12 protein-coding genes and 1 riboswitch are annotated in these 11,652 nt (G+C 38.4%); of the genes, 3 read left to right on the top strand and 9 right to left on the bottom strand.

The window, feature by feature from the left end; genetic code table 11:
• Positions 1–9 precede the first annotated feature (9 nt).
• Positions 10–987 (bottom strand): protein kinase family protein, encoded by a 978-nt coding sequence (locus CWR48_RS10370; protein WP_115773171.1) that lies wholly within the window; start codon positions 985–987, stop codon positions 10–12.
• 82 nt (positions 988–1,069) lie between these two features.
• On the opposite strand from CWR48_RS10370, the gene CWR48_RS10365 reads away from it, so the two are divergent.
• The gene (locus CWR48_RS10365) at positions 1,070–1,564 is read left to right on the top strand and encodes a phosphatidylglycerophosphatase A family protein (protein WP_115773170.1); all 495 of its coding nucleotides are present in this window, start codon (positions 1,070–1,072) and stop codon (positions 1,562–1,564) included.
• 101 nt (positions 1,565–1,665) lie between these two features.
• Here the strand turns inward: CWR48_RS10365 and CWR48_RS10360 are convergent, their stop codons facing one another.
• Entirely contained in the window at positions 1,666–2,433 is a 768-nt protein-coding gene (locus CWR48_RS10360; protein ID WP_281270267.1) for a TIGR01457 family HAD-type hydrolase, read from the bottom strand.
• A 36-nt stretch (positions 2,434–2,469) separates the two neighbouring features.
• A complete protein-coding gene (locus CWR48_RS10355) occupies positions 2,470–2,910 on the bottom strand; it encodes a DUF86 domain-containing protein (protein WP_115773168.1) in 441 nt (146 codons plus the stop codon).
• A gap of 145 nt (positions 2,911–3,055) precedes the next feature.
• On the opposite strand from CWR48_RS10355, the gene CWR48_RS10350 reads away from it, so the two are divergent.
• On the top strand, positions 3,056–4,486 hold the full coding sequence (locus CWR48_RS10350; protein ID WP_115773167.1) for an amidase: 1,431 nt from the start codon (positions 3,056–3,058) through the stop codon (positions 4,484–4,486).
• Positions 4,487–4,531: 45 nt separating this feature from the next.
• On the opposite strand, the gene CWR48_RS10345 is transcribed toward CWR48_RS10350, so the two are convergent.
• Positions 4,532–4,807: a YutD family protein gene (locus CWR48_RS10345; protein WP_115773166.1), complete on the bottom strand. Its 276-nt coding sequence runs from the start codon at positions 4,805–4,807 to the stop codon at positions 4,532–4,534.
• 158 nt (positions 4,808–4,965) lie between these two features.
• Here CWR48_RS10345 and CWR48_RS10340 point away from each other — a divergent pair, with 158 nt between their 5' ends.
• Positions 4,966–5,907 carry a M23 family metallopeptidase gene (locus CWR48_RS10340; RefSeq protein WP_115773222.1) on the top strand — a complete coding sequence of 314 codons (942 nt, stop codon included), beginning with the start codon at positions 4,966–4,968 and terminating at the stop codon, positions 5,905–5,907.
• 53 nt (positions 5,908–5,960) lie between these two features.
• On the opposite strand, the gene CWR48_RS10335 is transcribed toward CWR48_RS10340, so the two are convergent.
• The 5 genes from CWR48_RS10335 to CWR48_RS10310 all read right to left on the bottom strand — a co-directional run bounded on the left by CWR48_RS10335 (position 5,961) and on the right by CWR48_RS10310 (position 11,452).
• On the bottom strand, positions 5,961–7,520 hold the full coding sequence (locus CWR48_RS10335) for a Na+/H+ antiporter NhaC family protein (protein WP_115773165.1): 1,560 nt from the start codon (positions 7,518–7,520) through the stop codon (positions 5,961–5,963).
• Positions 7,521–7,663: 143 nt separating this feature from the next.
• A riboswitch (Lysine riboswitch) is annotated at positions 7,664–7,843 on the bottom strand.
• A gap of 45 nt (positions 7,844–7,888) precedes the next feature.
• A complete protein-coding gene (yunB, locus tag CWR48_RS10325; RefSeq protein ID WP_115773163.1) occupies positions 7,889–8,671 on the bottom strand; it encodes a sporulation protein YunB in 783 nt (260 codons plus the stop codon).
• A gap of 145 nt (positions 8,672–8,816) precedes the next feature.
• A complete protein-coding gene (locus CWR48_RS10320; RefSeq protein ID WP_115773162.1) occupies positions 8,817–9,125 on the bottom strand; it encodes a YunC family protein in 309 nt (102 codons plus the stop codon).
• A 92-nt stretch (positions 9,126–9,217) separates the two neighbouring features.
• Entirely contained in the window at positions 9,218–10,621 is a 1,404-nt protein-coding gene (locus tag CWR48_RS10315) for a bifunctional metallophosphatase/5'-nucleotidase (protein WP_115773161.1), read from the bottom strand.
• Positions 10,622–10,633: 12 nt separating this feature from the next.
• Positions 10,634–11,452: a sulfite exporter TauE/SafE family protein gene (locus CWR48_RS10310; protein ID WP_115773160.1), complete on the bottom strand. Its 819-nt coding sequence runs from the start codon at positions 11,450–11,452 to the stop codon at positions 10,634–10,636.
• Positions 11,453–11,652 lie beyond the last annotated feature (200 nt).

The raw sequence follows: 11,652 nt of genomic DNA, 5'->3' as shown, positions 1-11,652 counted from the left end.
CAATATTCCTTACATTAACCATTGTATCACAGGAATATCCCACGTATCTGTGTCCACCCCAACACTTTGAAAAAATCCACGCAAACGATTTTCATATATCGTTTGCTGCTCGAAAAAATTTACTAAATCGATATATAATTGATCAAATCCTTCGCTAACAAACCCCCTAGCAATTAAATCAAAAATAGGGATCGGATAAAGGAGCCTTCCGTAGATAAGCCGCCAACTAAATACCGACAACGGACGTAACTCCTGATAATCAAGAAGAAAAGATGTCACCTTCTCATTCGGTTCATTTGTTAAAAATTGGTGCCTTATATATTCTGCAATATCTCGAACTGGATGATCATAGACTAAATCCTCCGACCAAATAATCGGCTCATGTAATTGATTGACATATCTTTTGAACGTAATTGTACCCTGATCTACCTGATGAAAACGTTGATCCTGGTCGCTTTCCTGGATATATTGAATCGCATTTTCACTAAGTCCGATAATATACGGGAAACTATCCATCAACAGCCGATAATATGCCGTTGGATGAAGCTTTGCCTCTTGTTCAATTTTCGTTTCAAATACGGTCAATTTATCAATCCACAGCTCTTTCCATGCACCATAGCTGGAAATATTTTTCGGCTCATACCGATAGTTTGAACCCAATTGATGGAATGTTGCCAATGCCTTTCCCGCTGTTTGCCGTTGCTCCTGATTTAGCTGCTGGACTTGGAATACCATATAGCTTTTATCAGCAATGGAGCTAAACCACTCTCCATATAGGTTTGGAATTGGCATTGTGATTTGCTTATGATCATTTTCCATAAAATAATAAGCAACTGCTGCTTGTTCCATTAAGATAACTTCCCTGTTGTCATTTGTAGTGGTAAAATAAAATTGATTGCCCTGTCTATAACCTTCCTTCCCGTTCAAGCTTATTTTCTCTTCCACTTGGATATTATAATGGGTAGAAAGTAATTCTCTTAAAGGCAACGAAATCCCTCCCCTTCTTATATTATTACTGTATGATTGGAAACATTATATTTTAACTAAAAATGAGAAAAGGTGATTAATAATGGCTGAAAATACGAGTAAAAGTGCATTGGAAATAAAGGCTAGAGAATTATTAAAAGAGCGAGGCGTGGAATTAGAAAATATAGCGGAGCTTGTTTATTATTTGCAATCAAGTTACCATGATGATTTAAAGATGGAGGAATGTCTCCATAATGTTGATCGTGTCCTAACGAAGCGAGAAGTTCAAAATGCCGTGTTAACAGGAATCCAATTGGATATTCTAGCTGAGAAAAAACAACTATTAGAACCACTTCAAACGACAATCGAGACCGATGAGGGACTATATGGCGTGGATGAAATCATCGCATTATCAATTGTCAATGTATATGGATCGATTGGATTTACCAATTACGGTTATATTGATAAACAAAAACCAGGAATACTCAAACGGCTAAATGACAAATCAACTGGCGAGGTACACACTTTCTTAGATGATATCGTTGGTGCAATTGCTGCCGCCGCTTCAAGTAGACTCGCACATAGCAATGAAAGTTAAGGACTTATTAAACAGAGGAGGGATGATCGCACATCACCCTCCTCTGTTTAATTTAATACTATATTAATTGTGGGTGGCTTTTATTAGAAAATATACTTTCGTCATATACGGCCAATCCATTCCCGTAAACTATGGACATAATAAGTTGGTTGTACTTCTAGATTCGATAATTCTTCAAAGGGTGTTACCCCAGTGAATACCATTAATGTATCCATTCCAGCATTAATTCCTGCACTAATATCTGTGTTATAATTGTCCCCTACCATCAATGTTTCTTCCTTTGATAAGCCCAAAATGGATAATGCTTCCTCCATAATAATTGACTCCGGCTTACCAATGAAAATGGGTGCAACCCCAGTACTAACGGTAATAACACTTGTTAATGCACCATTCCCAGGTAAAAGTCCCCGCTCCATTGGGATAGCGACATCACTATTTGTCGATATAAATGTTGCCCCGTTACGAACCGCAAGCACTGCTTTTGCATACTTCTCATAGCTTATATCCCGATCAATCCCAATGACCACATAATCAGGATCTTCATCCACGATAGTGAAGCCGCTTTCTTGGAGAGCAGAAAAAATGCCTTCTTCACCAATTACATAGCAACGGGCATTTTTATTTTTGCTTTTAATAAAATTTGCGGTTGCTAGGCTTGTCGTCACCACTTTATCAGGTGTACAAATAATTCCCATTTCATTTAGTTTTTCCGATACATCTTTACTCGTTTTTGAAGAATTATTCGTGACAAATAAATATGGTATGTTTTTTTCTGATAGTGTACGGACAAATTCTGCTGCCGCTTCGATTGGCTCTGTGCCGCGATACATCGTACCATCTAAATCGATTAAGTAACCTTTATAATCCATCATCTAACATCCTCATCTCTACAAATGCTTCTAGGTTCATTCTTTTGAAAAAGCATTGGCAACGCCTAATGCATTCTTTAAATAGCTACGAATATGTATACTAAATTGCTCGAGCGTGCCTTTCTTAGCTAACATTACATCAAGTAAAGATTCATGATCGATGGAGCGGTATTCATAAATCAATGGTTTACGTAAACGGATAACCGCTTTATAATCTGTTTCCTCTTCAGCGGGGATTACCTTTTCATCGACTAGGATGTCAATTATGTCCTCATAGCCTCCGGGATCACGCATAATAAATCCGTCAATCATCATATTGCCTACATCGATAATTGATTCGATTAACACATGGATTATTCGCTCAAGACTTAGTTTTTCCTTAAAGGAATCAAAATGATGATTCTTCGATATTTCCTCTAATATCTTTTCCATATATAAAAGCGTTTCTTCAATTTTACTTTGATCTACGAAATACATATGCATTACCTCCGATTGACATTATACAATAATATCATATCATATATAATAAGAGGATACAGACTAGAATGATTGATATTATTAGCATGAAACGGTTTGTAGCATGGAATAATATGACTATAGTGAAATAAAGAAGGTATGGTAGATGATTGCGAATTCAATTATCGATATGGATGCAACAGCAATTGCAGAAAAAATCAAACAAGGTGGGCTCACAAGCGTTGATGCTGTCAATGCTTACATCGATCAAATAAAAAGAGTAAACCCCAATATTAATGCCTTAGTGGAGGAGCGCTTTACGGAAGCATTAAAGGAGGCACAAGAGCTAGATTTAATTAGCCAAAGTGGTAAAAGTATTGGAGCCTTACATGGGGTGCCAATTAGTGTAAAGGAATCCTTTCATGTTACAAATATGAAAACAACTGGTGGATTGGTACACCGCCAAGATTTAATCTCACGGGAGGATGCCGACGTCATTACTAAGTTGAAAGCGAGTGGTGCCGTTATTTTAGGGAAAACGAACACCCCTACGCTTTGCTTTAATCAAGAAACCGAAAATAAATTATTCGGAAGAACGAATAATCCTTGGGATGTGACAAAGACTGCTGGTGGTTCAAGTGGTGGTGAAGGTGCCCTTCTAGCTGTTGGTGGTGCAGCAGCCGGAATAGCCTCAGATATTGGCGGATCGATCCGAATCCCCGCACACTTCAATGGGGTAGTCGGATTCAAACCGGGAATGAATCAGGTTTCAGCTAAAGGGCATTTTCCTGCTGTGATCGACCCTATTCAACAAAGATTGTTTGCCGTTGGTCCGATGGGCAAAACTGTTCGTGATATGCGGCGCATCTATTCCGTTATCTCCGAGAAGGTGATTCGGAAGCGCTATTTACAATCATTTAAAGTAGAGATTTTGCCGGGGAATATGGGCTATACATTATCAGAAACAACGAAAGGAATCTTGAATGAAATTGAATTCCTTTTGGAGAAGTCGGTATCAACAAAACGAACCGTACCGCCATTTTTTGATGATAGTGCGCAAATATGGCAGGATATCATTTCGATTGGCGGAAGTAAATTACTGGAAGAAGAAGCGTACAGCAATGATCGTTCCAATGTTTTTAAGGCATTTTTTAGAGAGAAGCTCTCCCAAAAAACAACTGTACACCCTAATTTATCCCGGGCAATCATTGCTTCGAGGATGTTCAAACCATCAGCAAAGCGAGTACGAGAAGTAAAAGAAATCCTCGAGCAAGGGGATAAGCGATTAGCCGATTATATGCGAAATCGTATCTTAATTTTTCCTATTTACCATTCGAGCGCATTGAAGCACGGAAAGGTGTATAAAGAAATATTCTCATTAAGAAAAACTTTTCTTGATGTTATGCCATATGTAGCCTATGCGAATGTTTGGGGTCTACCTGCATTATCCATTCCAGTTGGCATGGATGAAAATAATATGCCAATTAGCATTCAATTAATGAGTGCAATTGGAAATGAGGATGTACTTTTTCGCTTAGGTAGAATACTCGAGAAGAAATTTAAAGGTTATACCCGTTGTCAAAACTTTGATTCATAACAATTACAAATAAACAACCATCGTTCAGCTTGACACGATGGTTGTTTATTTAACTACCTTCTTTATGACAAAATATGCACAGCCAAAATTGCAATATTCATACAAGTAATCATCCAATGTATTGATTTGCATATCAATCGCTGCTTTTGGATGGCGATCCCGATAAAACCCCTTTAATCGAAGCTGGTCATATCCCCAGTCCCCAACAATATAATCATATTTCGCTAATATATCTGAATAGCGTTCCTTTAATGCAGCCTCCTGGAAACCATTTTTAATATTCTCGACAATCTCATAATGTTTTCCGTGTAACTCGATCAAATCCATTCACCCCTTATCACTGCTTTCAGTTTACCATAAAATCCATCCTGATAACTAATAATAATTAGATGCATGATTTTCATTAGTAAACAGCAAACTATAGATAAGGACAATGAAGGAGATAGGTGATTGAATTGAACTTGTTACGGATCCTATTTATGTGCTTATTATTGATTGTAATCTCTTCTCAGGTAGCTCATGCCGAGGAAGAGTCCATTTACGATCAGCGCATGGCGTTATTTAAGAAAATAGAAGCATTAACTCAAATTCCCTGGTATTATTTTGCTGCGATAGACAATTATGAACGTAATATTAAAGATAGCAGTGAGCCTGAAAAGGTTATCTCCATCACCATTCCACTAGAAATTTGGTTTGGTATTGGCAATCCTTCCTCTAATACTGATGGTAGAGCCATTACGCTTTTCAATGGTAGTGGAATTGACGGGAATGGTGATGGTAAGGCCGATCCAACAAATGCAGAGGATATCCTGCAAACGATGGGAAATCTCCTTTTAGAGTATGGTCAAACAAAAGATGATATCAAAATCTCCCTCTGGAACTACTATGAACGAGATCTTACGGTTCAAACGATTATGAATACGGCAAAAGTCTTCCAAACATATCAATCGATCAATTTAACCGATCGAGATTTCCCTGTATCCCTTCAACATAATTATAGTTATCGAAGCACATGGGGAGCACGGCGAGGATTCGGTGGACTAAGAATTCATGAAGGAACAGATATTTTTGCGGGATATGGAACACCAATTAAATCGACAACCTATGGCGTAGTTGAATTAATGGGTTGGAATTTATATGGTGGTTGGCGCGTTGGCATTCGTGATATTTACAATATTTATCATTATTATGCACATATGAATGGATATAGTGAGGGGCTAAAGGTTGGACAAGTGGTTAAGCCTGGTGATGTCCTCGGCAGCGTTGGTTCCAGCGGCTATGGTCCACCAGGTACTTCAGGAAAGTTTCCCCCGCATCTGCATTACGGAATGTACAAGGATAATGGATATAGTGAATGGTCATTTGACCCTTATCCGTATTTACAACGATGGGAAAGAATGGCAAGGCAGAAGAAAAATTAAAAAACGGCACCCTGCCATAACAACAGGGTGCCGTTCATTTCATTTTAATATATTTAATTTACTGAAATTTTTTTAGCAATTAATAAATGCTGTACGAAGACTGCAACTGCTAGCAGCACGACACAAACAAATAGTGCAAGGACTACTTGATTGGTAAACCCAATCACCATGAAACCAACTGCCGCAATAATTGCTGCCATGATTGCATATGGAAGCTGTGTCAACACATGATCCATATGGTTCGATCCCGCTCCTGTGGCGGAAAGAACCGTCGTATCAGAGATTGGTGAACAATGATCACCAAATACAGAACCTGAAAGGATTGCTGCAAGAGCAGGTAATAGTAGTTGACTATCGGTATGCATCATTATTTCAACACCGATTGGCAGCATCATACCAAATGTTCCCCATGAGCTTCCAGTTGCTAGAGACATCAATAGTGTAACAGCAAAGAAAATGAGAGGTATAAAGCTGACATTAATGGACGCATTATTTACAATCTCTGCTAAATAAGCTCCTATTTCCAGTGTGCTTATAACTGAACCGACCATCCATGCCAATAGTAAAATATTAATTGCGGGCTGCATTGTTTTTAGTCCCTCAACAAATATTTTTCCAACGTTTTCCCGTGGTTGTTTTTGTAAAAAGTGGAAAATTGCAGATGTTAGTACAGCTGCTAACCCACCAATAAATAATGATAAATTTACATTCGTATTGGCAAAAGCTGTTATTAAGCTTGCTTTTCCTTCTGTAGCTTGAATTCCCGTCACTAGCATTGCAACAATTGTTGCAACAAAGAGCATGATAATCGGAACAATTAAATGATATACTTTTCCATTTTTATTTGGCTCAAATACATCACTCAAATCCCCCGGCACATTGTTTCGATTTGGATCCAATAACTCACCGGTTTGAACCGCCCTGTCTTCATGTGTTCGCATTGGACCGATATTAAAATTAAAGATTGCAACAATAAATACGAGCAATAATGCGACAATTGCATAAAAATTTAGTGGAATCATCATAATAAATGCTTCAATAGGCTGCATCGATGTTATTCCATTCGCAGCGAATAAACCACCTAATATACCAATAATATACGCACCCCAACTGGAAATAGGTGATAATACCGTTACTGGTGCAGCCATTGAATCAATAAAATATGCTAACTTCGCTCGAGAAATGCGATGACGGTCTGTCAATGGCCGAGCAATTTGTCCGATCGATAAACTGCTGAAATAATCATCGACGAAAATAATGATGCCAAGTATTCCTGTCATCACCTGTGCACCTGCACGGGTTTTTACTCGTTTGATCATCCACTCACCAAAAGCTCTGCTTCCGCCAGATGCTTGCAGGAATGCCGTCATAATACCTAATAAAAACAGGAAGACTAATAATAGAATGTTTCCCCAGTTAGGCGCGCCATCTACAACAAATATTTGATAAAATACAAGCCAAACTTCCTTTAACGATTGCCCTATATTAAAATCGTGGATAAATAAAGCTCCCACGATAATTCCTGTTCCTAATGATAAAAGAACCTTTCTAGTCACTAATACGAGAATTAACATAATAATTGCTGGTATTAGTGCATAAATCGTACCTTCCATTTTCCTACCTCCGAATTGAACTTGATGATTAGAGGGAGATGCTAGCTGATATATACTGGATTTTGTATACTAAAATTAATGCACAAAAAAACAATGACAGAAAATAACCATCATTGTTTCTACAATATACGTTATCCTCCATTTCGATCAGTAGTTCCCCACACTCTTTGTAAAAAAGCATGACAGTATATTTCTTGTTCAAAGATATACCAGCTATAATAAGATTGACGCTTATTATGCTTCGGCAAGCAATCCTTTTATCGACAATCATCGTTGTCATTCTCCTGTTGATTACTAATATTACTTGCGCCTCTACCTCACCGATCTGATAAGGTCTCATTATTTAATTACTGTATAACTATACTAGATTATTCGTTTTTATTCAAGTCATCTTTTGGAATTGCAATCGAAGGTCCTCCCCCGTCGCCACCATAGAAGTCGGGAACCTTACTCATGATTGCCCCACCATCAAGGTATATTTCTTTTTTTACTGTGTGTACCTCTGTTGTAAATGGGATAATTATTTGAACGTCAGCCTCTACTTGCAAGTATAGGGAGATCCATGCACCATTTATTCCAAAATCTTCTGTTTCGCGTTTAATATTCGTTCGTACACTGCCAATCACTTCCAAATTAACAGGGATTTTCGGGCCCAAATTTGCTAGTACCGTATTCCTTGTAATCTGCCCTAATGGTATCTCTACTAAGGTTGGATTTTGCCCAACTAGACTATCCGCAGCCCCACTATATTCTGGGGGCTCTTCCAAAGGATAGTCAAATTGGTATGGTTCCCCACTGTTTATATATTGAAAGTACTCTTCCACTCTTTCTGTTGCACCACGGGTAATTTCATTCATAACTTTTGGATTATAGCCATAGATTGCAGGATGTCCCTCATCATCATAGCTAATATTAACAAACTCCTCAAAACTATAGTTTTCTGCAAATTTTACCGCTGAATTAATCGCCTGTGTTGCAAAAGCATCGGTTTTCATCTTGGCTATTTCCATTAGTGTTGGTTGAATACCCTTATCAATAATCCATATATTTAACATAATAAAGAACGGAAATAATATGATTGTAATTACCAAGATCCCTTTGGCTGGAGGCGATCCACGTTTTTTACCGAATCTTCTTCTCCGTCTAAACATAAAACAATCCCCCCTAGAAAAAGCTTATGCTTGTTTCAAGAGGGATAGAATTAAATTTCCGTTTCCATTAGGCACGTGGACAATCTCACTATTTATGACCTTTACCTAAAAGAAAAATGTCTCCCGAATATGGAAGACATTTAATTTATGATATGTTAACGAGTGCATCTCTACCGGTCATGCCAACTTCCCAGCCATAAGCCTTTGAGGCATCCGTTATTTTTTCCAGTGGTGCATTTAGTAATTCATCAATCGTTCTTACCCCTACTGCTCGGCCAGCAATCACTTTCCGTTCCATTAATTTCGGAATTTCATTAAAGATATCGACATCAAGTGCTGCACACATAATATATCCGATGTCATTGGAAATCATTAATAAATTCGTCTTTGGCAGCTCAACCGTAATTGCTGTGAAAAACATGCCGTCAACCTCTAGTGGATTCACCGTAATCATGAGTAAACGCGCCTCCTTTGCAAGATACACTATATCTGTATGCATTAGACTAGCAAAATGTCACTCATGTAAATTGATGCAAGGCAACCCATTTATTCCATTGCAAATTTGTCCCGTAATGTCGCTGCTAATAGGTCACGTAAGAATTCGGGAAGAAAATAATGTTTCGTTTCCGACCTTGCAATTTCCGGCAGCAATCGACCGAATGTAAATGTATCAGCAGTTGCCACCGTATATGTTCGTTCGGCATCAAAGGGAATACCCCCGTCAAATACCGCATCGACAACGTATTCTTCACCATTATCACGAAAAGCAGTTTCCACCTGAATACTTGAAAACATCATTCTTCCAAGTACCTCGCCACGGAAGCCGAATCCCTTCAGCTTTAGCTCCATGAAATCCTTCGTAAATGCCGCTCGAATCACCTCTAATAATTCATTGCCACGAAGTTCAACAACAACTGGATTGATTGGATGTGGACAAATTCGGTGCACATCGCCATAAGTAATATCCCCTGCTGGTAATTCATCGAGTAATAGCCCCGCATTCAGCATCGCACAATCCGCCATCGTCCACTCTTTTAATGTATTCGTTAATTCCTTTAAAATCTTCGTATCCTGGAACCACTTTACTTCAATTGGTTCTTCAAGATGTACGATTGGCTTTCCTAATTGTTGATCCGCTTTCACTTGCATTTGGTACAATATTTGTTCGGTCACTAAATCTTTGGGTACCTCGCTAATGTTGGTTGCATATGCTTCTTTTTTTACAAGCTTATGCAGCTCATGATCCCACGTTAACATGACTTCACCAATAAAATAGCTATGCTTCCCTGCAGCAGTTATCAACGTCTGATTGATATTTTCCCCTGTTCTGAGCAGATGATGGGTATGTCCGCCGATAATCAAATCAATATCCGCGTATCTTCTAGCAATTTCCTGGTCCTCACTAATGCCAAGATGGGATAATAGAATAATGATATCTGCAGACTGCTTTAGCTGTTTTACATACTTATCCAGTGCCTCGTATTGGGGAGAAACATGCCAGTTCAGTAGATCATAATAGTCATTAAATGGAGCAGTTAACCCAATGACACCTATTTTTATACCACTATCCGTTTCAATGATTTTATTTTGTTTTAACCAATCGGGTTCCTGTTCATCCAAACTATGTAGATTCGAGCATACAACGTCAAAATCCGCCTGATCATAAAGATGATATAAATCATCATGTGATAAGGTGATTCCCTCGTTATTGCCAATCGTCACAAGATCATAGCCTAATTGACTCATTAATTGAATATTTGCCTTCCCCATTGATGCTTCGGATATCGGATGGACACGATCAACATGGTCCCCGATATCGAAGATCCAGTACGGCTCACCACGCTCTCTCCTATTCGATTTTGCTTCTTCTAGAAATCCAGCCACTCTGGGCCATTGTTCAAAATTGCTATGAAAGTCATTTGTATAATAGATAAATAATTTCTCTTCCATTCTTCATGCTCCTTATGCAAGTCCTTGAAAAATCATCCGAATTCCAATAATAATAAGCAGTATTCGCAATATCCATTCTAGCATTTTTCCTGGTAATCGCTGATTTAGCCATGCACCTATTCTGCCACCAATCCATGCGCCAGGTATGAAGAATATCGCATACTCCCAAAGGATATTCCCTAATGCAAGATGGGTTATCGAACCTGTTATACTGACAAAAAAAATCATAAACATCGAGGTTGCAGTGGCAATGTGCGCCGGAACACTGAATAACAGAATCATTGCTGGCACGATAATCGAACCACCACCAATACCAAATAATCCCGAGAGAATTCCAACACAGAGTGAAAGAATAATTGCACCTAATACAGGAATACGGTACTGGTAGTTTATCCCATGCAATGTAATGCTGCGCACGCCGCTCATCTTAGTATCTAATGTCGTTATAGAACGGTTCCTCTTAATAAACATTAATAGCGATATCGCAATCATTATCATACCAAAATAAAGCAAAAACACATCTGCATTAATAAATTGATTTAGCCATGCCCCAACTGCCCCGCCAGGAATACTGCCGATCAAAAATAATACTCCAGTTCGGTAATCAATCCGTTTACCCTTCACGTAAGTCAGTGTAGAGGATAAGCCGGTAAATATCATGGTAACTAACGAAATGCCGACAATTGCCTGTGGAGTTGCCCAAGAAAAGTCCTCTGAAATACTTTGCATGAAAAATAAGCTTGGAACTAATATAACTCCCCCACCTATTCCAGCCACAGCGCCAATAAATGCTGTCATAATACCGATTAATAAACAAACAAGAAAAACCAAAAAGCAACCCTTCGATCTAAATTTACTTATATTAATAGTAGCATTATTTGTTCGCGATTCCTAATGAATTGAAATTAATTCAGAGAGAGTGTTGTGCATTGATATGGTACTCCCTAAGCAAATTAGTTGCATGGAATTTCCAGTTAAGTTAAGCTTCAGTCATTATGACTAGATTATTTGCATAATATTGAAGAGTAATA

Source organism: Oceanobacillus arenosus (genome assembly GCF_003369575.1).
Classification (GTDB): domain Bacteria; phylum Bacillota; class Bacilli; order Bacillales; family Amphibacillaceae; genus Oceanobacillus; species Oceanobacillus arenosus.
The sequence above is the reverse complement of the archived record's forward strand: the minus strand, read 5'-3'. Positions and strand labels throughout refer to the sequence as shown.

Coding starts and splice junctions, on each gene's coding strand:
- CWR48_RS10365 (WP_115773170.1), top strand. CDS start 1,070: ATGGCTGAAAATACGAGTAAAAGTGCATTGGAAATAAAGGCTAGAGAA.
- CWR48_RS10340 (WP_115773222.1), top strand. CDS start 4,966: ATGTGCTTATTATTGATTGTAATCTCTTCTCAGGTAGCTCATGCCGAG.
- CWR48_RS10360 (WP_281270267.1), bottom strand. CDS start 2,433: ATGGATTATAAAGGTTACTTAATCGATTTAGATGGTACGATGTATCGC.
- CWR48_RS10350 (WP_115773167.1), top strand. CDS start 3,056: ATGATTGCGAATTCAATTATCGATATGGATGCAACAGCAATTGCAGAA.
- CWR48_RS10320 (WP_115773162.1), bottom strand. CDS start 9,125: ATGATTACGGTGAATCCACTAGAGGTTGACGGCATGTTTTTCACAGCA.
- CWR48_RS10335 (WP_115773165.1), bottom strand. CDS start 7,520: ATGGAAGGTACGATTTATGCACTAATACCAGCAATTATTATGTTAATT.
- CWR48_RS10315 (WP_115773161.1), bottom strand. CDS start 10,621: ATGGAAGAGAAATTATTTATCTATTATACAAATGACTTTCATAGCAAT.
- yunB (WP_115773163.1), bottom strand. CDS start 8,671: ATGTTTAGACGGAGAAGAAGATTCGGTAAAAAACGTGGATCGCCTCCA.
- CWR48_RS10355 (WP_115773168.1), bottom strand. CDS start 2,910: ATGTATTTCGTAGATCAAAGTAAAATTGAAGAAACGCTTTTATATATG.